23 protein-coding genes are annotated in these 21,396 nt (G+C 72.2%); 5 read left to right on the forward strand and 18 right to left on the reverse strand.

What is annotated here, in order from left to right:
- Positions 1-31: 31 nt before the first annotated feature.
- From DEIGR_RS13225 to DEIGR_RS13250, 6 genes are all read right to left on the reverse strand, one after another.
- The gene (locus DEIGR_RS13225; RefSeq protein WP_058977950.1) at positions 32-883 is read right to left on the reverse strand and encodes an isocitrate lyase/PEP mutase family protein; all 852 of its coding nucleotides are present in this window, start codon (positions 881-883) and stop codon (positions 32-34) included.
- A gap of 73 nt (positions 884-956) precedes the next feature.
- Positions 957-2,360 carry a DNA-3-methyladenine glycosylase 2 gene (locus DEIGR_RS13230; RefSeq protein WP_058977952.1) on the reverse strand — a complete coding sequence of 468 codons (1,404 nt, stop codon included), beginning with the start codon at positions 2,358-2,360 and terminating at the stop codon, positions 957-959.
- A 68-nt stretch (positions 2,361-2,428) separates the two neighbouring features.
- Entirely contained in the window at positions 2,429-2,851 is a 423-nt protein-coding gene (locus tag DEIGR_RS20430) for a hypothetical protein (RefSeq protein WP_058977954.1), read from the reverse strand.
- A 91-nt stretch (positions 2,852-2,942) separates the two neighbouring features.
- Complete coding sequence (locus DEIGR_RS13240; protein WP_058977956.1) at positions 2,943-3,197, reverse strand: hypothetical protein; 255 nt, start codon at positions 3,195-3,197, stop codon at positions 2,943-2,945.
- 1 nt (position 3,198) lies between these two features.
- Complete coding sequence (locus DEIGR_RS13245) at positions 3,199-4,485, reverse strand: alpha/beta hydrolase family protein (protein ID WP_236704750.1); 1,287 nt, start codon at positions 4,483-4,485, stop codon at positions 3,199-3,201.
- A gap of 327 nt (positions 4,486-4,812) precedes the next feature.
- Positions 4,813-5,676, reverse strand: a complete 864-nt coding sequence (locus DEIGR_RS13250) for a sulfurtransferase (protein ID WP_058977960.1) — start codon at positions 5,674-5,676, stop codon at positions 4,813-4,815.
- Positions 5,677-5,814: 138 nt separating this feature from the next.
- Between DEIGR_RS13250 and DEIGR_RS13255 the strand changes: the two genes are divergently transcribed.
- On the forward strand, positions 5,815-6,261 hold the full coding sequence (locus DEIGR_RS13255) for a SufE family protein (RefSeq protein WP_058977962.1): 447 nt from the start codon (positions 5,815-5,817) through the stop codon (positions 6,259-6,261).
- Positions 6,262-6,326: 65 nt separating this feature from the next.
- Here DEIGR_RS13255 and DEIGR_RS13260 read toward each other — a convergent pair whose 3' ends face one another.
- The 8 genes from DEIGR_RS13260 to DEIGR_RS13295 form a co-directional block, all read right to left on the reverse strand.
- Positions 6,327-6,869: a hypothetical protein gene (locus tag DEIGR_RS13260; RefSeq protein ID WP_058977964.1), complete on the reverse strand. Its 543-nt coding sequence runs from the start codon at positions 6,867-6,869 to the stop codon at positions 6,327-6,329.
- 139 nt (positions 6,870-7,008) lie between these two features.
- On the reverse strand, positions 7,009-7,608 hold the full coding sequence (gene rdgB / locus DEIGR_RS13265; protein WP_058977965.1) for an RdgB/HAM1 family non-canonical purine NTP pyrophosphatase: 600 nt from the start codon (positions 7,606-7,608) through the stop codon (positions 7,009-7,011).
- A 93-nt stretch (positions 7,609-7,701) separates the two neighbouring features.
- Positions 7,702-9,087 (reverse strand): D-alanyl-D-alanine carboxypeptidase/D-alanyl-D-alanine-endopeptidase, encoded by a 1,386-nt coding sequence (locus DEIGR_RS13270; protein WP_058977966.1) that lies wholly within the window; start codon positions 9,085-9,087, stop codon positions 7,702-7,704.
- Between the two features lie 67 nt (positions 9,088-9,154).
- The gene (locus tag DEIGR_RS13275) at positions 9,155-10,063 is read right to left on the reverse strand and encodes a DUF5984 family protein (protein ID WP_058977969.1); all 909 of its coding nucleotides are present in this window, start codon (positions 10,061-10,063) and stop codon (positions 9,155-9,157) included.
- 4 nt (positions 10,064-10,067) lie between these two features.
- Positions 10,068-10,802 carry a metallophosphoesterase family protein gene (locus DEIGR_RS13280; protein ID WP_058977971.1) on the reverse strand — a complete coding sequence of 245 codons (735 nt, stop codon included), beginning with the start codon at positions 10,800-10,802 and terminating at the stop codon, positions 10,068-10,070.
- Between the two features lie 206 nt (positions 10,803-11,008).
- A complete protein-coding gene (locus DEIGR_RS13285; RefSeq protein WP_236704751.1) occupies positions 11,009-11,245 on the reverse strand; it encodes a hypothetical protein in 237 nt (78 codons plus the stop codon).
- Positions 11,246-11,346: 101 nt separating this feature from the next.
- Positions 11,347-11,823 carry a flavin reductase family protein gene (locus DEIGR_RS13290; protein ID WP_058977973.1) on the reverse strand — a complete coding sequence of 159 codons (477 nt, stop codon included), beginning with the start codon at positions 11,821-11,823 and terminating at the stop codon, positions 11,347-11,349.
- Positions 11,824-12,055: 232 nt separating this feature from the next.
- Positions 12,056-13,675: a glycoside hydrolase family 10 protein gene (locus tag DEIGR_RS13295; protein WP_058977974.1), complete on the reverse strand. Its 1,620-nt coding sequence runs from the start codon at positions 13,673-13,675 to the stop codon at positions 12,056-12,058.
- A gap of 127 nt (positions 13,676-13,802) precedes the next feature.
- Between DEIGR_RS13295 and gnd the strand changes: the two genes are divergently transcribed.
- The 3 genes from gnd to DEIGR_RS13310 all read left to right on the forward strand — a co-directional run bounded on the left by gnd (position 13,803) and on the right by DEIGR_RS13310 (position 17,025).
- Positions 13,803-15,278, forward strand: a complete 1,476-nt coding sequence (gene gnd / locus DEIGR_RS13300) for a decarboxylating NADP(+)-dependent phosphogluconate dehydrogenase (RefSeq protein WP_058977977.1) — start codon at positions 13,803-13,805, stop codon at positions 15,276-15,278.
- 120 nt (positions 15,279-15,398) lie between these two features.
- Complete coding sequence (gene rpoZ / locus DEIGR_RS13305) at positions 15,399-15,698, forward strand: DNA-directed RNA polymerase subunit omega (protein WP_046844154.1); 300 nt, start codon at positions 15,399-15,401, stop codon at positions 15,696-15,698.
- A gap of 73 nt (positions 15,699-15,771) precedes the next feature.
- The gene (locus DEIGR_RS13310) at positions 15,772-17,025 is read left to right on the forward strand and encodes a cation:proton antiporter (RefSeq protein ID WP_058977979.1); all 1,254 of its coding nucleotides are present in this window, start codon (positions 15,772-15,774) and stop codon (positions 17,023-17,025) included.
- Positions 17,026-17,100: 75 nt separating this feature from the next.
- On the opposite strand, the gene DEIGR_RS13315 is transcribed toward DEIGR_RS13310, so the two are convergent.
- Both DEIGR_RS13315 and xpt read right to left on the reverse strand, forming a co-directional pair.
- Positions 17,101-17,667, reverse strand: coding sequence for a peptidylprolyl isomerase (locus tag DEIGR_RS13315; protein ID WP_083524059.1), 567 nt, complete (start codon positions 17,665-17,667; stop codon positions 17,101-17,103).
- A gap of 48 nt (positions 17,668-17,715) precedes the next feature.
- On the reverse strand, positions 17,716-18,297 hold the full coding sequence (xpt, locus tag DEIGR_RS13320) for a xanthine phosphoribosyltransferase (RefSeq protein ID WP_058977982.1): 582 nt from the start codon (positions 18,295-18,297) through the stop codon (positions 17,716-17,718).
- Between the two features lie 65 nt (positions 18,298-18,362).
- Here xpt and DEIGR_RS13325 point away from each other — a divergent pair, with 65 nt between their 5' ends.
- Positions 18,363-19,298, forward strand: coding sequence for a phosphotransferase family protein (locus DEIGR_RS13325; protein ID WP_160329938.1), 936 nt, complete (start codon positions 18,363-18,365; stop codon positions 19,296-19,298).
- A 42-nt stretch (positions 19,299-19,340) separates the two neighbouring features.
- Here the strand turns inward: DEIGR_RS13325 and DEIGR_RS13330 are convergent, their stop codons facing one another.
- Together DEIGR_RS13330 and DEIGR_RS13335 are read right to left on the reverse strand one after the other, a co-directional pair.
- Entirely contained in the window at positions 19,341-20,276 is a 936-nt protein-coding gene (locus tag DEIGR_RS13330; protein ID WP_058977986.1) for a hypothetical protein, read from the reverse strand.
- 39 nt (positions 20,277-20,315) lie between these two features.
- Positions 20,316-21,308, reverse strand: a complete 993-nt coding sequence (locus DEIGR_RS13335) for a Gfo/Idh/MocA family protein (protein WP_058977988.1) — start codon at positions 21,306-21,308, stop codon at positions 20,316-20,318.
- Positions 21,309-21,396 lie beyond the last annotated feature (88 nt).

The raw sequence follows: 21,396 nt of genomic DNA on the forward strand, positions 1-21,396 counted from the left end.
CTGTCCTTCTCAGGTGCTCGTTCCGCTCGATTCAGAGGGATTGAGAAAGACCTTCAATCCCTCTGAATTCTGCTGTGAACCACCCCTGCACCTGCGCGTAGCTGGGGCCGGGCGTGGCGGGCGGCGTGCCGGGGCCGAGCAGGTCGCGGGTGAGGGTCAGGGTGTGGCCCAGCGCGGCGAGCATCAGCGCGGGGCCGGTGCTGACGCGGCTGGCCCCGGCGCGCAGCAGGGTGTGGGCGTCCGGGCCGCCGGGCAGGAGCATCACGCTGACCGGGCCGCCCAGCGCGCCGCGCAGTTCGCGCAGGGTGGCGGGGTCGGTCAGGCCGGGCACGAACACACTGTCCGCCCCGGCGTGCAGGTACGCGCGGCCGCGCCGGACGGTCTCCGTGAAGCGTTCGGTGGGGGTGGTCCCGAACCCGGCGAGGTACGTGTCGGTGCGGGCGTTCAGGTACGCGGGCACACCCAGGGTGTCGGCGGCCTGCCGGGCGGCGCGCAGCCGCAGGACCTGGTCCTCGACGGGCCGCAGCGTGCCCGTGTCGGTGGCGTCCTCCAGGTTCAGGCCCGCCACGCCCAGCCCCAGCGCGCGGGTGACGATCCGCGCGACGCCGTCGGGGTCAGGGGCGTACCCGCCTTCCAGGTCGGCGGTGACGGGCCGGGAGGTGGCCCGCACGATGCGGGCCAGGGCGTCCAGCAGGTCCTCCACGGGCGCGGCCTGCCCATCGGGCTCCCCGAGTGCGAAGGCGATCCCGGCGCTGGTGGTGCCGATGGCGGGCGCGCCCGCGTGCTCCAGGGTGCGGGCGCTGGCGGCGTCCCAGGCGTTCGGGAGGATCAGGCCCTCCCGGTGGGCGAGGTGGAGGGTGCGGGCGTGGTCGGGTCGGATCATGGGTGGGCTCCTGAAGACATGGGGAAAGGTCATCCGGCCCCGTCGTGGCGCCGGATAGCGAAAACGAGAGGTGTTACGTGGGGTCGAGAGCGGCGTGCCACGCGCGCAGCACGGCCTGACTGCGGCGCGGCGCGTGCGTCTGCAGCAGCGTCTGCAGCAGCGTCTGCACCTGCGCGGGCGTGGGCCGTGCGGGCAGGGCGTGGGTGCGGCGCAGGCTGGCGGCCAGCGCGGCGTCGCCCTCGGGCACGACGTCGGGGAAGCCCAGGACGCGCAGCAGCACGTAGTCCGCCGTCCAGGGGCCGATGCCGGGCACGGCCAGCAGCGTGCGGCGGGCCGCGCCGACCGTGCCGCGCGCCAGGGCGTCCAGGTTCAGTTCATGCCGCGCGACCCGCCCGGCGAGGCGGCGCAGCAGGGCGGCGCGCGCGTCGGTCAGGCCGCAGGCGCGCAGGGCGGCGTCGTCCAGCGCGGCCAGCTGCGCGGCGGTGGGCGGCGCGGTCAGGCCCCCGGCGACAGGCGTGCCGAACCGCAGGGTCAGCGTGCGGCGGATGCGGCAGGCCTGCGCGAACGTGACCTGCTGCCCCGCCACCGCCCAGATCAACCCGTCGAAGGGTTGCGGGACCAGCGGGACCGGCCAGTCGCCACCGGCCAGGGGCGCGTGCAGGCCCAGCGCGCGGACGGTCAGGGCGTGCAGCGCCTCCCAGTCGGTGGGCGTCAGGGCGTCGGGGACGTCCGGGTGCACCTCGACCTGCCCGGCGGTGACGTGCAGCGTGACCCGTTGCGGCCCGCCGGGGAGGGTCCACGCGAAGGCCACGCGGCCAGCCTGCGCCTCCACCCGCTGCGTCACGCTGTCCGGGTCGCGGCCCAGGTCGCGCCACACGACCTCCAGCGGGCACCCCGCCGGGAGGGTCAGCGTCAGCCTGCCGCCCGTCCCGGCGTACCGCCACGCCTGCGGGGTCAGGTGCATCCCGCGGCGGAACTGCGCGCCGAACGCCGACAGACTCCCGAAGCCCACCGCGAACGCCACCTCCGCCACGCTGCGCCCGCTGTCCCGCAGGGCTCGCGCGGCCAGCCGCACCCGCTCGCGGGCCAGCCACTCGCCGGGCGTCACCTGGAACAGGTCGCGCCACTGGGCGTGCAGGGCACTCTCGCCCAGGTGCAGCGCATCGGCCAGCGCCCGCACGCCCGGCACGTCGGGCACGCTCACGCCGCCCAGCGCGGCCAGCAGCGCCGCCTCGGGCAGCGGTACGCCCCGGTACGCGTCCGGGTGGCAGCGGCGGCAGGCACGCAGACCCGCCGCGCGCGCCTCATGGGGCGACGCGTGGAACTGCACGTGCTCCGCGCGGGGCTTGCGGGCCCGGCAGGACGGCAGGCAGTAGATCCCGGTGCTCGTCACGCCGGTGTAGAACAGCCCGTCGAACGCCGCGTCCGCCGCGAACATGCGGCCCAGCATGAAGTCACGCGCGTACGGCAGGGTCATGCCCGCATTGTGCCGCGCACTCCGGGGCGGCCTCTACCGGAAAGCTCCGGGGCAATTCTCGGCGGGCGTCAGGCCTTGGGTGGGTCCTTGCCGTCCATGTTCCAGAAGTCCAGGTCGTCCAGGGCGCTGCCCAGCCCCTGGAGTTCCTGCCGCTGCTCGGCGGTGACGGGCGCGTGGCTGGTCAGGTCCTCCTGCCCGATGGCGCGGCCCATGACGTCCTCGGGCACGGCGGCCATCAGGCGTTGCAGCTGCGCGGCGTCCACGTCGGCGAGCATCTCGCTCTGCGCGTCGTGCAGCAGGTCGGTGTTCCCGCCGGACACGACCAGCGTGGGCGCGGTGGGGCGCACGTCCTGAATGGGCAGCGGCGCGGCCGGTTCGGACGTGACCGGTGCGGGTGCGGCCGGGGGGGTGGGGGGCGCGGCGCGGCGCGTGGCCCGCCAGGCGAACGCGGCGGCGGCCAGCAGGAGCAGGGTGATCAGCAGGACCAGCATCGCGTTTCAGGGTAACGCGCCCGGGGTGGGGGTGGGTATCCCCCGGTCCGGGCGCGGTCCTGTGGCGTTCTTCACGACCCGGCGGGGCGCGTCAGGGGGGCGGGCTGTCCGGCGTCCACGGGCCGCCGCGGGTGGCGCTCAGGTCCAGTTCCCACGCCAGCGCGCCGTACAGGGCGCCGGGCACGGCGGGCCACGCGGCGGCGGCGTCCAGCGCGCCTTCCAGGGTGGGTTCGTCGTGCGTGACGCCGTCCAGGTCCAGGCGGACGGCGCCGCTGCGCAGCAGGTGCACGCGCAGGTGCTGCCCGCCCGCCTGGACGTGGTAGAGGGTGCGGCGGATGTCGGTCACGTCAGCGGGGGCGCAGGTGGTACAGCTCCAGGCCCAGCATGGTGCGGGGCGCGAAGCCCTTCCAGGCGTTCTGCCCGGTGGCGTTCGCGGCGATGGGCGTGGGGACGTTCAGGTACGCGGCGGCGCCCGCGTCGCCCTTCAGGTTCAGGTTCAGGAAGGCGGTGACGAAGTGCTGGTTGAGGTTGTTCAGGCGGGCGCTGTCCCACACCGGGTCGGCGTAGTGCTCGTGGTCGGCGAAGCTCAGGCCCGGCAGGCTGGGCGCGGGGTTCGGGGCGATGTTGTGGCGGGCGTTCTGGTACACCAGCAGGTACCGGTCGGCGTTCACGGCGTTCTCGAACAGCGGTTTGACGCCTTCCTCGAAGCCGGACACGTCGTCATGGTCGCCCACGACGAACAGGGTGGGGACTTTCAGGCCCTCCAGCCCTCTGGCGTCCCAGAAGCCGTACTCGCCGGTGGGGACGCCCAGGCCGCGCGCGGCGCTGGGGCCGCCCCACGGCGCGAAGGCGACGGCGGCGCGGATGCGTGGGTCGGGCGTGAACGCGCCGGTCTGGCGGGGGGTCAGGGTCCCGCCGGGCAGCAGCGCCGCGACCTTGGGGGCGTACCCGGCCCCGGCGGCGTTCAGCGCGCCGTAGCCGCCCATGGAGTACCCGAGGACGGCCGCGCGGCTGGCGTCAAGGGTGCCGCTCAGCGGGGAGCCGCTGCCGGGCGCGCCGAGCTTGGCGATCTGGTCGAGGGTGAAGTTGATGTCGGGCGCGCGGTTCACCAGGGTGCTGTTGAACGGTCCGCGGTTGTCGTGGGTGCTGTCGGTGTGGTCGATGGCCGCCACGACGTACCCGCGGCTGGCGAGGTGCTCGGTGAGGTACGTCAGGAGGTAGCGGCTCCCGGTGTACCCGTGCGACACGATGACCAGCGGGAACGCCTGCCCGCTCAGGGGCTTGGCGTCCCGGGCGGCGCGGCCGTCGAAGGTGAAGGCCTTGCCGCTGGTCAGGGTGTCGGTGTACGTGACGGTTTCCTTCGCGCCGTTCGCGGTGGGGTACCAGACTTCCACGGTCAGGCGGCGGTCGGCGCGGGGCACGGGCCCGCTCTGGGGCGCGCGGGCGAGGTCGGGCTGGCCCGGGTTGACCAGCGTGACGGTGCGCACGCCCACCGCGAAGCTGCCGCGCGCGGCGAGTTCCGGCGCGTCGGGGCGGGCGTCGCCGGGCAGGAACGGCGCGGCCGTCTGGGGCCCCGCAGTGTTCGGGGTGGTGGGGGCGGTCTGGGCGGCGGCGTCCGGGGCAGTGGCGGTCATCAGGGTCAAGCTAAGGCACAGGGCAAGGCGGCGCATCGGGTGTTCCTCCGGGGGTGGCGGTCTGCACGCCGCCGCGCGGGCGGGGCAGGCAGACGGGGCAGGCAGACGGATCGATTGCTGTGAAACCTGAATCAGTTGGTGAAACGAAGCGCAGCATACCCCCGAACGGGGGCGGACGCACGCCGATCCGGGACGGCGTCCAGAGTGACACCGTCACACGGCGGCTTCATTCGCCCGGCAAAGTGCACCTCTGTCCCCGGTGACCGGTGCTGTGGCGGCATGACAACACCCCCGACCTGTGGTGGCCGGGGGTGCGGGGTGGGGGGGTTACGCCTCGCTGTAGCTCTTCTCGATGGGCAGGCCCACGGCGTTGCCCCACTCGGTCCAGCTGCCGTCGTAGTTGCGGACCTTGGGGTACCCGAGCAGTTCGCGCAGCACGAACCAGCTGTGGCTGCTGCGTTCGGCGATGCGGCAGTACGCGATGACGTCCTTGTCGGCGGTGACGCCCTCACCCTCGTACAGGGCCTTGAGTTCGTCGGCCGACTTGAAGGTGCCGTCCTCGTTGGTGGCCTTCGCCCAGGGGATGCTGCGCGCGCCGGGGATGTGCCCGCCGCGCAGCACGCCTTCCTGCGGGTAGTTGGGCATGTGCGTGACCTTGCCGCTGAACTCGTCGGGGCTGCGGACGTCCACCAGCGCGCCGGTGCCGCCCCTGACGCTCTCCAGGTGGGCCTTGACCTCGTCGCGGTAGGCACGCAGGCTGTCGTCGCGGGTCAGGGCGGGGTAGCTGGTCGCCTCGACGCTGGGGGCGTCGGTGGTGGTGGGGCGGCCCTCCGCGACCCACTTCTGGCGGCCGCCGTTCATGAGTTTCATCGTGTTCTTGATGCCGCTGTAGGACAGGAACCAGTAGGCGTAGCTGGCCCACCAGTTGCTCTTGTCGCCGTACAGCACGATGGTGTCGTCGGCCTGGATGCCCAGGCGACCCAGCAGGTCGCTGACCTTGTCGGGGGTGATGAAGTCACGTTCGACGGGGTGCCACAGGTCGACCTGCCAGTCGAGTTTCACGGCGCCGGGGGCGTGGCCGGTGTCGTAGAGGAGGATGTCCTCGTCCACCTCGATCAGGCGGATGCCGGGCGTGTTGAGGTTCTGTTCGACCCAGTCGGTGCTGACGAGTACGTCTTTCGCGTAGTCCATGGTGTGGTGCCTCCTGTGAGTGGGGGTGGAACTGCCGAGTGCCCCAGGATTGTACCCTGACTCCCGACTTATTGACAAAAGAGGTCAACTGGACAGGCCCACCCAATCCCGCCCCGGGGGCGGCGCTACACTCCGCGCATGACCGACGCCGCGCCCGCCCTGCCGGAAAAACTCCAGAGCATCGTCAGCATGTTCCGCAGCGCCCCCAAACCCCTGCGCCTCCAGGCCCTGCTGGAATACAGCAAGAAACTCCCCGGCCTGCCCGAGAAGTACCTCGAGCACCCCGAGTTCCTCCAGCCCGTCCCCGAATGCACCAGCCCCTTCTTCCTCGTCACCGAGCAGGACGAGCAGGGCGGCATGCACCTGTACTTCAAGGTCCCCGAGGAAGCCCCCACCGTCCGCGGCTACGCCGGCATCCTGCACGAGGCGCTGGACGGCGCGCAGCCCGAGGAGATCCTGAGCATCCCGGACCAGTTCTACATGGACATGGGCCTGACCGAACTGATCACCCCCATGCGCCTGCGCGGGATGGGCGCCATCCTGATGCGCCTGAAGAACGACGTCCGCGAGCACGCCAAAGCTTAAGGACCGCCAGCGAAACGGGCCGCTCTCCCCTGTCCGGGAGGCGGCCCGCTTCAGTCATCCCCGGTTCAGTCCTCGGGCAGCAGCGCGTCAATGAGCAGCGCGGTCACGCCCAGGGCCAGTCCGTACGTGAGGTGCGCGCCCAGGCGGTTCGCGTGGCCCTTCGCGGGCGTCCCGGCCGGGCCGTCCTGCAGGCCCAGCAGCGGCACGATCCCTTCGTCCACCAGTGCCCAGAGGCCCACGCCGAACGCCGCGCCCTTGACGGGGTTGCCCCGCCCGGCCAGCGCGCCGTACAGGGCGCCGCTGCCGATGCCCATGCCCCAGTGCACCGCCTCGCTGAGGGCCGCGCGGGTCTGCCTGCCGGGCGCGTGCCCCTCGGTCTTCTCGTACGCGACGCGGCCGATGGCGGCGGTGCTGCTCTCGCCGGGCTGGTGCTGCTGCCCGATCACCGAGATGGAATGCTCGTCCTTCTCCGGTTCCTTCCGCTGATCGCCGCCGTCCTCGCTCCTGCCTTCCACGAGTGGCGCCACGCGCGTCCAGTACTGCCCCATGGCCAGTGTGCCCACGGCCCCGCCGATCAGTCCCGCCAGTACGTTCCGGTATGCGCTCATGCCGCCCACCGTACCCAGCCGCCCGGGGCGGCAACTGGAACGCGGGGCCCAGGGTGAAGGAAAGCTGCAAGGGCCGTCAGCGGAACATGAACGTGGGGCCACCCCCAAGTCAGAGGTGGCCCCACGCGTTCAGATCCGGTCAGACGATCGGGGTGACGTCCCGTTCGGGCAGGCCGCTGCGGTGCGCGTCACGCAGGGCCGCCAGCGCCCGGCCCCGGTGGCTGACCGCGCGCTTTTCCGGCACCGTCATCTCGGCCAGGGTGCGGGTGTCGCCGTCCGGGACGAACAGCGGGTCGTACCCGAAGCCGTTCGCGCCGCGCGGGCCTTCGAGCAGCGTGCCGGGCAGTTCACCGCGGTACGTTTCGAGGTGCCCGTCCGGGTACGCCAGGATCACGACGGACACGAACTTCGCGCGGCGGTTCTTCTCGCCGCGCAGTTTCTCCAACAGGTACACGTTGCGTTCCACGTCGTTGTCGCGGTTGCCGTAACGGGCGGAGTACACGCCGGGCTCGCCGCCCAGCGCCTCGACCTCGATGCCGCTGTCGTCCGCCAGCGCGGGCCGCCCGGTCATCAGCGCGGCGGCGCAGGCCTTCAGGGCCGCGTTCTCCTCGTACGTCGCGCCAGTCTCGTCCGGCAGGGGCAGGCTGCCCAGCGGGCTGAGGGTCCAGCCGGTGCCCTGCAGGGCCTCCTCGATCTCCCGGACCTTCCCGGCGTTGCTGGTCGCCACCACCACGTTCATGCCCGCATCAGTCGTCACGCCCCGCAGTGTAGGGGATCAGGCCGAGCCGCTGCATGAAGCGCGGCCGCGCCCCCTCCGGTGGGGGGCCCGGGGTCAGTGCGCCGCCGCGACCGCGCGAACCACGTCGTCCTGCACGGCCCGCAGGGTCAGGATCGGCGTCTCTTCCGGGCCGTTCATGATCACCGCGAAGGCCAGCACGTGCCCGCTGCGGCCCGTCACAAACCCGGCCAGGGCGCTCACGCCGGGCAGCGTGCCGGTCTTGGCGCGCACGTCCAGGCCCGCGCCGCGCAGCCGCAGCGCCATCGTCCCGCCGCGCCCGTCGTGCTCCGGGACGTTCTCGCCCGTTCCCGCCTGCGGGAGGGCCTCGGCGAACGCGTTCCCGCGCGCCCGGTACAGCGCCTCCGGCAGCCCCGCCTTCCCGGGCAGCGGCGCGGGCAGGTCGAACTGCTCGCGCAGCACGGCCACCAGCACGCGCGGGCTCAGGCGGTTGTCGCGGCTCAGGCCGCTGCCGTCGTGCAGTTCCACCCCGCTGAGGTCCGCGCCGATGCGGCGCAGGTACGCCCGTTCGCGCGCCAGCGCCCCACGCAGCGTGCCGTTCGCGCCGTGCGCCAGGGTGCCCAGCAGTTCCTCGGCACGCAGGTTGTCGCTGGGGCGCAGGGTAGCCGCCAGCACCCGGAACGGCGACGCGCTGCGCACACTGGCGATTCCCTGCTCCGGGCGGGCAGCGGCGGGCGTCACCGGATCCGGCGGCAGCACCCGCCCCTGGTCATCCGTCCGGGCGGGCGGCACCCACGCCTGCCACGGAGCGGCGCGCCCCACGTCCTCCCGCGTGACCCGCACGCCCGCCGCACGCAGCTGCGCGGTCAGCGCCGCGCCCAGCCGCTCCCGCGCCGCCTGCGCCGAGACGGGCGGATCGTCGTGCCACGCCGCGAGCCGCAGCGCCGTCATGGGCGCCCCCAGCGGCACCTCCCACGCCGCCGAGTCGAACCCCAGGTCGTCCACGCGCACCTCGCCCACCTCGCGCAGTCCCCGCGCGTACGCCTGCCGCGCCAGCGCCCGCAGGCTGTACGCGCCGTCGGCCACGCTCAGGGTCGGGTCGCCACTGCCGCGCAGCGTCACCGCCTTCACCGACGCCCGGCCCACCTGCGCCGCCGGAACGGTCAGCTCGGCACTCCACCAGCCGCCCGCGCCGCCCCGCTCGTCCAGCACGGCCGCGGCCGTCACCAGTTTCGTGGTGCTCGCCGGAATGAGCGCCCGGTCCGGCTGCCGCGCCTCCAGCACCGCCCGCGTCCGCAGGTCCTGCACGAGCACCACCGTCTCCACGTCCCCCGGCAGTCCCCGCAGGGCCGCGCGCACCCCCGCACTCAGGCCCGGCTCGCGCGACAGGTGCAGCGTCACCGGCGCCTCCGCGGCGGGGGCGGCCACCTGCGCCGCCCCGGTCAGACCCAGCAGGGCGGCAATCAGGAAGGCGCGGCGCATGCCGCCCAGGATAAGGGCAGAACGTGAGGGCATGACGACCGCTCAGGGCGACCCTCCCTCTGTCCCGTCAGCAGTCCTCGACGCGCACCCCGAACGTCACTTCCATCCAGCGGACGCGGGCCAGCACGGCGGCCGGTTCCAGTGGCGCGGCCACCTCGACCGGCCCCAGGTCGCGGCTCAGGACGTGCTTCCCGAGGGCCGCCTCGCTGAACGTCGCGGCCCCCTGCCCGGCCAGGGTCAGCAGGCGCCCCCCCATCTCCAGCCGCACGGCGTCCCGGAACGCCCGCACCTGAGCGTGGAACTCGTCGGCGGGCACGGTCAGCTGCCCGGTCTGTGGCAACCAGGACCGCCACGAATCGTCGTCCGGTTCGTCCGGGGGATGCCACGAGACCAGCACGTCGGTCCCCACGGGCCGGAAGCGTACGTAGAAAGTCGTGCTCACGTTGTCGTGCGCGTACGCGATCTCGACCCTGGCCGGTTCGACATCCCGGTCCAGCCGCTTGATCAGCCGCTTCCTGGCACGCCGCTCTGACGGGCGGATCTCGCCGGTCGCCTCGACCTGCCGCCGCAGGTTCGCCATCCAGCGCGCCCAGGAGCCCGAGGCGATCCAGTCCTCCAGCGGGGCGGGCAGGTGCCTCAGGGTCAGGCCCGCCGCGCCGCCCAGTTTCTCGGCGAAGTCCAGCACGCTGTGCTGCGACCTGCGCCGCTCACGGTCCTGTTTCCAGCGGCCCTCCAGCGCCTCGGGAGCGGCGGCCCGGCCCCACGCCTCCCACTGCCGCTGCACGAAGGCGGCCTGCCAGGCGGAATCCACCTGCGGGAAGTGGCCGCCCGGCGTGTTCAGGTGATACGTCCCCCAACCGGTTTCATACAGCAGCGTCTCGACACGCGACTCCGGGAATTCAGCCGCAATGCGCGCCCCCCAGCCGTCCCGCACGACCCCGAGGTCCTGAAGCTGGAACTCGAACAGGGGCCGCACGCCACTACTCGCCGGTGCGGGCGCGGCGTTTCTGGTACGCGCCGGTCAGGAGTTCCGCGACGTACTCGCGGGTGAACGGCATGCCGCTGGCCTCGGCGGCGCTGATCTCCTCGTCGCGGTCGTACGTCAGGCGGACGTACGTGGCGCTGTGCGACGGGCCGTGCGGGTCGAATTCCAGCACCAGGTAGCACGGCAGGGTGGAGTCCAGCGGGTTGCCGACGCTGCCGCAGTTGATCAGGGGGCGGCCCTCGACGTCCAGCATCAGCGCCTCGTGCATGTCGGCGTACACCAACGCGTCCGCGTGGGCGGTCAGGCCGAACTGCGCGTTGGGCGCGAACGCTTCCAGCTGGTCGTGCAGGCTGCTGTGCGGGTACAGGCGGTGGAAGAGGCCGCGGCTGCTGGCGTGCACGAAGCGCCACCAGGCACCGCCGAACTGTTCCTCGATGCCGTACGGGAGGGCGCCGAGGTACGCGAGCCCTTCGGGGCTGAGTTTGCTGCGCGGCCAGAGGTCCTGCGGGCGGTGCGTGGCGCCCGCGACGCGGGCGTCCCAGTTGCCCTGGATGACGCGGGTGGCGTGCGCCTGCGTCCAGTCCAGCACTTCACGCGGGCGTGGTCCCTTGCCGACCAGGTCGCCCAGCACCCAGATGTCCGTCAGGCCGCGCCGCTGAATGTCTGCGTGGACCGCGAGGGTCGCCGCCAGGTTGGCGTGCAGGTCCGCGAGAATGGCGAGGCGAATCATGCCCCGGAGTCTAGCCCAGCGCTGGGGCGCGCCCCGCGCAAACCCGGCAGGCGTCTCATACGGATTCCGTTTGTTTCGTTAACAGATCGGAAAATCACCGATCTGCCAACTCCACGCCCGGAACCCGTTTGTCTCCTACTCGCTCCGCTCGGGTTGAAAGTTTTTGCAAACCTTTCAACCGGAGTCCTTATCAGGCGCATTCCGGGTCAGGCGGCGCGGGGCGTGAGGGCCGCGACCATCGCCAGGGTGATCAGGCCCGCCGTGACGAGGCCCGCCACGACGAACCACGCCGGGGCGCGTCCGCCGCCCGAGGCGTTCGCGCCCGTCCACGCGAGGCGCAGGTTCACGAGGGCCAGCATCATCAGCACGGCGTCCAGGGCGTCCACCACGCCGCTCCCCACGGTCAGCGGGTACGCGACGAGGCGGGTGACGCCGACGAGCACGAGCGCGATCAGCAGTTGCAGCGCTTAGGGGGGCACGGGACCATTATGGGCGGCGGGCCAGGGCCGCCGGTGTGCACCCTGGCCGCTGACCCCGGTTCGTGTTACCCCAGTTCGTGGTACTGCCCGCGGAAATACACCAGCGGGTCGTCGTCGGTGTAGCGGCTGTACTCGACGAAGCCCAGGAACAGCGTGTGGTCCCCGGCCTCGATGACGCGGTCCTTGCGGCACACGAGCTGCGCGACGCTGCCGCCGATCAGGGGCAGGCCCTCGTGTTCGAACCACGGCACCTGATCCTCGGGGCCGGGGCGTCCGGCGAAGTGATCGCTGAGGTGGCGTTGCGTGGCGGACAGGACGTTCACGCCGAAGTGCGTCACGTCGTCCTGGAGGAGCAGGGCTTGCATGTGGGCGCGCGTGTCCACGCTGACGAGGATCAGGGGCGGCTGGAGGCTGACGGACACGAAGGCGCTGGCGGTCATGCCGCGCCGCTCGTCCCCCCTGGCGGTGATGATGGTCACGCCGCTCGCGAAGCGGCCCAGCGTCTGACGGAATTCCTGCGGGGAGAGGCCGGTGTCGGTCATGCCGGGAGTGTACCCGGCGGGCTGCCCGGGCGGGTCGGCTGCCCCGGACATCGGCGCGGGACATCATACGGACTCCGATTGAATGGGCTGCAAAGACCATTCGATCCGAGCGGATGCGAGCAGGAGAAAAGCGGATTCCGGACGTGGAGTTGGCAACCCGGCGCCCTTCCGGGTTGTCAACGAAACAGACGGAATCCGTATCAGTGGTACATGAACGCGGGGCGGGCTGCCGTCAGGGTCTGGCGGGGGGCAGGCTGGGGATGATCTGCACGGACCGCACGAGCAGGTCCGGGAGGCGCACCACGCCGCGTTCGGGCACGCGGTCGAGCCAGCGCTGCCCGCTGACGCGCACCTCGACCGGGCCGGGGGTCAGGGTGGCGAAGCCGTAGTAGCCCAGCGCGTCGGTCTGCGCCTGCGCGATGGCCTTGCCGTCACGCAGGACCTGCACGGTCTGGCCGCCGGGCGTGCCCGCGCCGGTGATGCGGCCCAGCAGGCCGCGCGTGGTGACGGGGGATTCCGTCCAGGGGCGCGGGGTGTTCAGGACGCCGCCGGGGGCGGTCAGGGCGGCCTGCACGGCGCCCAGTCCGGCGGGCGTGTCCTGCCGCTGGCCGTACACGTCGGCGGTGGGGGTGCGGTAGGAGTACCCGACCCAGCCGAGGCCCGCCCTGACGCTGCGGGCGGCCTGCGCGGCGGTGACCTTCGGGGCGTTCAGGTACATGGCGGTGCCTGACGCGAGGGCGACGCGCTGCCCGTCGGGGCGGGTCTGGACCTGCTGCGCGAACGCGTTCCAGCGGTCGAACCACGCGCCCTGGGGCGTCACCGTATCGCGCTTGTAGTTCATGAGGACGTTCAGGTCGAGCAGGCCGGTCTGCATCCAGGTGGGCCAGTCCTGCATCACGTCGGTGTACGTGCGGGTCCTGCGGAAGCCGTCCAGGTCGGCGGGCGCGTCGTTGTAGGTGATGGTGGCGGCGCTGATCCAGGCGTCGGGGCGCACCGCCTTGACCTCCAGCGTGATGCGGCGCACGAGGTTGGTGATCTGCTCGCGTTTCCAGGCCTGCCAGGTGGGGTCGGTGGCGGCGGGTGTGCCGGGGCGACCGCTCTCGGCGCGGTAGCGGGCGAGCGTCTTGGGGTCGTAGCCCCACGCGCCGCCGTCCGGGTAGCGGATCCGGTCGAGCTGGATGCCGTCCACGGGGTAGTGCCGCACGAGGCTCACGGCGGCCTGGGTCATGTACTCGGCGGCGTCGGGAATGGCGGCGTCCAGCCAGGCGTCCTTGCCTTCCAGCCAGGTGCCGTCGGGGCGGCGGGCCAGCCAGGACGCGCGGCCCGCGTCGGGTCCGTGGGCGCGCATGAGGTGGTCGGCGCTGGTGTTGGGGACGGTGGTGTTCGCCACGCCGGTCACGCTGAGCCACGCGATGACCCGCATGCCGCGCGCGTGGGCCTGGGTGGTGATGGCGTCCAGCGGGTCGAAGCCGGGGGTCAGGTCGGCGTCGCTGATGGGCGGCACGCTGGCCTTCAGGCACAGGCAGTCGGCGCGGCGGATGGCCTGCACGAACAGGGTGTTCACGCCCAGCCGCGCGGCGTCCTGCACGGTCTGATTCACCTGCGCGGGGGTCTTCAGGCCGGGGCCGAAGGCGTCGATCCACAGGCCGCGCAGCGCCGAGCCGGGCTGGGCCTCCGGGGCCGGGACAGCAGCGGTCGGGGCGGCGGGCGCAGGGGCCGCAGCGGGCGCCGGTGTACCCGGTGCGGGGGTGCTGGGTGCCGGGGTGCCCGGGGCCGCGCTCTGGGCTGCGGAGGGAACGGGAACGCCCAGCAGGAGGGGCAGGAGCAGGGCGCGCAGCGGGGGGCGGGGCATGGGTGCCGGGAGGCTAGCGCACCCCGCCGCGCGAAGGGTGAGCCGGGCGCGTGGGGGGGACAGAGGGGGCGGGGCTGTGCGGACAGCGCCCTCATGACGGCGTTGGTGTCCGCCGTACACTTGCGGCATGACCTCGGACGTGCAGGCGGCAGGCGGGCAGGCGGACATCGGCGTGATCGGACTGGCGGTGATGGGCGAGAACCTCATCCTGAACATGGAAAGCCGGGGCTTCACGGTCGCGGCGTTCAACCGCACGGTCAGCAAGGTCACCGCCTTTACCGGGGGTCGCGCCCGGGGTCAGCGCATCCTGGGCGCGGACAGCCTGCCGGCCTTCGTGGCGCTGCTCAAGCCGCCGCGCCGCGTGATGCTGATGGTCAAGGCGGGCGCCGCCGTGGACGAGTTCATCGGGCACCTGACGCCGCTGCTGTCCGAGGGGGACATCATCATCGACGGGGGGAACAGCCACCCGGCGGACTCCACGCGCCGCACCCGCGAACTGGCAGAGAGGGGGCTGCTGTTCATCGGCACCGGCGTCTCCGGCGGCGAGGAGGGCGCCCTGACCGGCCCGAGCATCATGCCCGGCGGGAACGAGCAGGCCTGGGAGGCCGTGAAGCCCATCTTCCAGGGGATCGCGGCGCGCGTGGCGGACGGCACGCCCTGCTGCGACTGGGTCGGCCCGGACGGCGCGGGGCACTTCGTGAAGATGGTGCACAACGGCATCGAGTACGCCGACATGCAGATGATCGCCGAGAGCTACCAGCTCCTGCGCGCCGCCGGGCTCAGCGCGCCAGAGGCCGGGGAGGTCTTCGCCCGCTGGAACGAGGGCGAACTGGACAGCTACCTGATCGAGATCACGGCCGACATCCTGCGCAAGACCGACGACGAGACCGGGCAGCCCCTCGTGGACGTGATCCTGGACGCCGCCGGGCAGAAGGGCACCGGGAAGTGGACGTCGGTGGCGGCGCTGGACGCCGGGAGTCCCGCCGCGACGATCACCGAGGCGGTGTACGCGCGGGCCATGAGTGCCCTGAAGGCCGAGCGCGTGGCCGCCAGCGCGGTCCTGAGCGGCCCGACCTTCGCCGCGCCCGCTGACCGTGACGCGTTCGTGGAGGGCGTCCGCCGGGCGCTGTACGCCAGCAAGATCGCCGCGTACGCGCAGGGCTTCCAGCTGCTGCACCTGAGCGCGCAGGACGCCGGGTGGACGCTGGACTACGGGCGGATCGCGCAGATGTGGCGCGGCGGGTGCATCATCCGCGCGGCGTTCCTGGACCGCATCAAGGAGGCGTACGACGCGCAGCCGGACCTGCCGAACCTGCTCGTCGCGCCGTACTTCCGCGACGCGGTGCAGGGCGCGCAGGGCGCGTGGCGCGACACCCTGGCGGCCGCCGTGCGCGGGGGCGTGCCCGTCCCGGCGTTCAGCAGCGCCCTGGCGTACTTCGACGGGTACCGCTCGGCGGTGCTGCCCGCGAACCTCATCCAGGCGCAGCGCGACTACTTCGGGGCGCACACCTACGAGCGGACGGACCGGGCGCGCGGGGAGTTCTTCCACACGAACTGGACCGGGCGCGGCGGGGACACGGCCAGCACGACGTACAACGCCTGAGCCCCTCGCGCCCCTGCGCGCAACTGTGCGGGCGGGGGTTGGCCGGGGCGCGGCGCGTGGGCTAGAGTGGGGGGCTGATACCGGTGCAGGGTCCGGTGGCTTCCAGGGAGGTTGTGCATCATGGCAGAACGAGATATTGACAAGCTGCTGTCACTGACCGACAGCAAGTACCGACTGAGTGTCGTGACCGCCAAGCGGGCGCTGCAGCTGCGCAGTGGCGCGCCGAGCGTGCTGCCGGTCGAGCAGCGCGTCCGCACGCGGAATCTGGTCACGCAGGCGATGCGGGAACTGGCGACCGGGAAACTCACGGTCGGCACGAACATGATCGACGAGCAGCGGTTCCATCAGGATTACGTGCGGCAGCGTCAGGCCCAGCTGCAGGCGCAGCTGAACGCCGAACGCGAACGCGAACGGGACTGATCCTTCCGTGCCGGAAAGCGCCCCCCTGTGGGGCGTTTTTTCGTGCCCTGCGGCGGGCGGTATGGTGTGGGGGATGCTGAGTGCTTTTGCCGTGCTGCTGTGCGTGACCGCGCTGCTGGCGTACCTGAACGACCGGTTCCTGCATTTTCCGACGACGGTGGGGGTGACGCTGGCGGGGGCGCTGGCGAGCATCCTGCTGATCGTGCTGGACGCGCTGGGCCTGCCGGGCCTGCGGGGGTGGGCGGCGGGGGTGCTGGAGACGCTGGATTTCACGGAGTTCGTGCTGAACGGGATTCTGAGCGTGCTGCTGTTCGCGGGGGCGCTGAGCCTGAATGCGCGGCAGATGCTGCGGCAGCGGCGCAGCATCCTGCTGCTGGCGTTCCTGAGCACGCTGATCAGCACGGCGCTGATCGGGTTCGCGGCGTACGGGGTGTTCGCGCTGGTGGGGCTGGACGTGCCGCTGATGTGGGCGCTGCTGTTCGGCGCGCTGATCAGCCCGACGGACCCCGTGGCGGTGCTGGACCTGCTGAAGCGGGCGCGGGTGCCGGTGAAGATCGAGACGTTGATTGCCGGGGAGAGCCTGTTCAACGACGGGGTGGGCGTGGTGATCTTCCTGGCGCTGGCGGGCGCGGCGGGCCTGGGTGGGCACGGCGCGGAGGTCAGCGCGGCGGGCGTGGCGGGCCTGTTCGCGCAGGAGGCGCTGGGCGGGCTGGCGTTCGGGGCGCTGCTGGGCGGCCTGGGCTTCGTGCTGCTGCGCGGCGTGAAGGAGCACGCCGTGGAGATCCTCTTGACGCTGGCGTTGGTCGTGGGTGGGTACGTGGCGGCCGCCGCGCTGGGCATCAGCGGGCCGCTGGCGATGGTCGTGGCGGGGCTGGTGATCTCGGCGTACAAGCACACGCTGTTCACGCCGAGCACGCAGGAACTCGTGGAGGGCTTCTGGGAGACCATCGATCAGGTGCTGAACATCGTCCTGTTCGCGTTCATCGGCCTGGACGTGCTGCTGACCGAGACGACCGGCGCGCAGATCCTCGCGAGCGTCCTGCTGATCGGCGTGGCGCTCGCCGCCCGCTGGATCAGCGTGGCGCTGCCGTTCGCCCTCGTGCGCGCCCGCGAGGGCTACGGGGCGTACACGGTGCGCCTGCTGACCTGGGGCGGCCTGCGCGGCGGGATCGCCATCAGCCTCGCGCTGGGCCTGCCGGACAGCCCGTACCGCACGCACCTCGTGACCGTCACGTACGCCATCGTGCTGTTCACCATCGCCGTGCAGGGCCTCACGATCATGCCGCTCGTACGCCGCGCGGTGGACGCCACACCCGAAGAGGGTTGATAGTCGACAGTTGATGGTTGATGGACTGGGGGGTGCCCCGATCCATCTACCATCAACTTTCGACCTTCTACTTCTTTACTTCTCGACGAGGTACGCGGTTTCGATCACGTCGGCGGTGCCCAGGCGGCCCGGCTCGATGCGGGTGAGGCGGTCGAGCACGTCCAGCCCCTCGACGACCTTGCCGAACACGGTGTGGCGGCCGTCGAGGTGGGGGGTGTCCACGAAGGTGATGAAGAACTGGCTGCCGTTGGTGTTCGGGCCGCGGTTGGCCATACTCAGGATGCCCTTGCCGCGGTGGCGGTGGTCGTTGGGTTCGTCCTCGAAGTCGTAGCCGGGGCCGCCGGCGCCGGTGCCGGTGGGGTCGCCGGCCTGCGCCATGAAGCCGTCGATCACGCGGTGGAACTTGATGCCGTCGTAGTAGTGGTGGCGCAGCAGGTACGCGAAGCTGTTCACGGTGACGGGCGCGTCGTCCGCGAACAGTTCGACGACGATGCGGCCCTTGCTGGTTTCCAGCACGGCGCGGTAGCTCTTGCCGGGTTCGATGCCGTCCCCGAGTTCGGGGGCCGCGTTGAAGCGGGTCTGGCGCTCGGCGCTCAGTTCGGGGGTGACGGTGAAGCCATCCTGCTGGTAGTGGTCACTCATGGGGGGCATTGTACCGCCCGCCCCCCACGGCGTCCCCTGCGCCCGCCTTCACCGTCCGGCTTCGACCTCGATCCCTGCGGCCTCGCTCATGCGGACGATGTTCGCCAGGGTGTGGATGGGGACGTTCAGGTCGGCGAGTTTCTCGCGGCCCGATTCGAACTGCTTTTCCACCACGCAGCCGATGCCGAGCAGCTGCGCGCCGCTGACGTCGATCATGCCCGCCAGGGCGCGCAGCGTGCCGCCCGACGCGAGGAAGTCGTCGATCACGACCACGCGGTCGTCTGCGCCCAGGAACTCGCTGCTGACGTACAGGTCCACGACGCCGCCCTTGGTGCGGCTGACGGACTGCGCGGTGAACGCGGGTTCCTTCATGGTGACGGGTTTCTTCTTGCGGGCGTACACCATGGGCACGCCCAGCACCATGGCGGTGGCGATGGCGGGCGCGATGCCGCTGACCTCGATGTTCACGATCTTGTTGGGGTTCAGGGGCGCGAAGTGCCGCGCGAAGGTCTCCCCCATCTCGCGCGTCAGGTGCGGGAGGAGCTGGTGGTTGACGAGTCCGTCCACCTTGAGAATGCCGCCGGGGAGAATCTCGCCCTGCTGCCGAATGGCGTCCACGAGTGCCTGCATGCCCCGGAGTGTACCCGCCACCTGGCGGATGCCCGGCGGGTCGCCTACGCGGCATGCTGGGGCGCGTGCCTGCCCTGCCTGACCTGACCCCCGCCGAGCTGTCGGCCTTCGCGCAGCAGTTCAGCCTGGATGGGCTCCTGACGCGCCTGCCCAGCGTGGGCATCGTGAACCGCGTGTACCGCGCCCGCCGCGCCGGGCAGGACGTGGTGCTGCGCGTGCCCCTGCCCGGCGACGAAGCGGACGCCCTGACCGAGAGTGTCGCCGTGCCCGCAGCGGTGCGGGCGGGCATTCCGACGCCGGAACTGCTGGTCTTCGACGATTCACGGGCGGTGGTGGACGCGCCGGTCAGCGTGTACGCCTTCGCGCCGGGCGGCAGCCTGGACGGCCTGGGCTGGGCGCACGGCGATCCGCGCCTGTCCCGCGCGTGGCGGGAGGCGGGCCGCGCCCTGGCCGCCCTGCACGCGGGCGTGGAAGGCGCACCCGACCCGCACGGGCACCTGAAATCCATCACGCCCCCCGACCCGGCCCGCACCCGCGCGCGCGTCCTGACCGGCGAGCGGCTGGGCACCGCCGAGGCGGACTGGGCGACCGGCCTGACCGCCCGCCTCCTGAGCGAGAACCCGCCGCCCGCACGCCTCGCCTTCCTGCACGACGACCTGCACGCCGGGAACCTGATGGTCACGGATGACGGCGCGGTCAGCGCCCTGATCGACTGGGGCGACGCCGGGTGGGGCGACCCGGCCCTGGACCTCAGTTACGCCGGGCCGCTGGCCGTGCCGGACCTGCTCGCCGGATACCACGAGGCCACCGGCACCGCAGACGACGCGCTGACCCTGCGGGTGCTGGCGTACACGCTGGACAACGCGACCCGTTACCTCACCCGGCAGCCGGAGGCGCACGAGAACGGCGACCTGTGGTACACCCGCCCCGCCACCACGCTGATGCAACTGTTGCGGGTCAGTCCGCGCGTCCCGCAGTGGCTGGAGGCACTGCGGCAGTGAGCCCTGCGGTGATGCGCCGCAGCGCGCCCACCGCCCGCACCCTCACAGCTCGTTGACCTCGGGTCTGAAGCCCACCTGCCGGATGAACCCCAGGTACTCGGGGCCGGTCAGGGCCTCGCGTTTGCCGCTCAGGGCGACGAACATGGCTTCCAGGACATTCGTGGCGAAGTTGCGGCTGCCCATGCGGGGCGTGGTGGTGATCAGGCGCTTGACGCCGCGCTGCTTCATCCAGTCGCGGTCGGCGGCGGTGATGGTCTGCGTGAGGATCGTCTTCCCGCTGAGGTCCTGCGGGGCGTAGCGTTTGGCGTAGTGGGTGTCCCCGGCGATCACGTCCGCCCAGGCGTAGTACTTCGTGCCGCTGCCCTGCACGCTGCTTTCCTGCTTGGCGCCCGTGGGGTAGAACCAGTCCTGCGGGAGCTGCGTGATGACGGGCAGCACGAGTTTGGCGACGCGGCGCAGGGAAGTGATGCTGCGCAGGGGCCGGTCGAGGTTCAGGCCGAACACGATGTCCCCGAACACGATGTCCGCGTGGTGCTGCGCGAGGGCCTCGGCCATGCCGAAGCGGTCCACGGCGGACACCATCAGCACCTTCTGCGTGCGCCAGTTCAGGATGGGGTCGAGCTGCGCGATGGCGTCGCGTTCCAGGGTGTTCTTCAGGCCCGAGCCGTCCAGGACGGGGGTCTGCACGGCGTTCTTCACGAGGGCGCGGACGTTGCGGAAGGTGTAGCGCTTCTCGTCCGCGATGACGTACAGGTCCGCGCCGCCCAGCCCGAATGCGTCCACCTTGCCGTCGAGGGCCTGGAACAGCGCCGCCATCTTCTTCGGGTCGCCGTCGGTACCGAGGCGTTCGATGATGAACGGCTGGCCCAGCACGGTCACGCTTTCGCGGGCGTTGCGGGCGCTGCTGCCCAGGCTGACGCTCACGACGTGCTTGTGCCCGGCGGGCGCGGGCTGCCAGCCCTGGAGGATGTCGGTCATGAGCGGCATTCTACGGGCCTGCGGGCCTCCCCTCCCCCGTCAGGGGGCCAGGGGGACGCGCTGCCCGGTGTGGGCGGCCTGCAGCAGAGCGTCGAGGACGCGGGCCTGCGCGACCGCGTCGTCCGGCGTGAAGCGCAGCGTCTCCTGACCGCGCGCGGCGCGCTGGAAGTGCGCGACCATCCGCGCGTAGCCGTTGCCGGGGCCGACCTGCTCGGTGCGGGACCGGCCGTCCACCTGGACGTGCAGCGTGGTGGGGTGCTGGGTGTGGCTGTGGAACACGCCGTCCACGTCCAGCGTGCCGCGCGTACCGATCACGGTCAGGCGCTGGGTGCTGCCGCTCCCGTCCCAGTCGAAGCCGCAGTCGAGGCTCGCCAGGGCGTGCGGGTATTCCAGGGTGCCGCTCAGGCCGAGGTCCACCCCGCCGGGCGTCCAGCGGGCCTGGGCGGTCACGGCGCCGGGTTCACCCAGCAGCAGCCGGATGAGGTTCACGGGGTACGTGCCGACGTCCAGCAGCGCGCCGCCGCCCTGGTCGGCGTTCCAGCGGAAGTCGTCGGGGTTGGTCATGTGGAACCCGAACAGGCCCCGCACCGCGCGGATCTCCCCAAGGTCCTGCGCGGCGATCTCGCGCACGCGGTCCACGTGCGGCTGGAAGCGGTACGCGAACGCCTCCAGATGCAGCCGCCCGGTGTCGCGCGCGGCGTCCGCGAGGGCCTGCGCCTGCGCGGAGTTCAGCGCGACGGGTTTCTCGGTCAGGGCGTGCTTCCCGGCGCGCAGCGCGGCCTCGCTCCACGGGAGGTGCGCATCGTTCGGGAGGGGGTTGTACACGGCGTCCACGTCCGCCGCGATCACGTCCTCGTACGTGCCCAGCACCGGCACGTCCCACTGCTGCGCGAAGGCCTGTGCCCGCGCGGAATGCGGGTCCCGCGCGCCGAAACCCACGACCTCACCGCCCGCCTCGCGGATCGCGGGAATCAGGGCGCGGGCAATGCGGGCAGCGCCCAGCAGCCCCCAGCGGAACGGCCTGTCAGTCATGCGAGCAGCGTAACAGGCGGATAGCGGATAGCGGATGGCGGATGGCAGATGGTCAACAGCGACTGCGCGGCGAACCCGCCCGCGTCAG

It is taken from the genome of Deinococcus grandis, from assembly GCF_001485435.1.
GTDB lineage: Bacteria > Deinococcota > Deinococci > Deinococcales > Deinococcaceae > Deinococcus > Deinococcus grandis.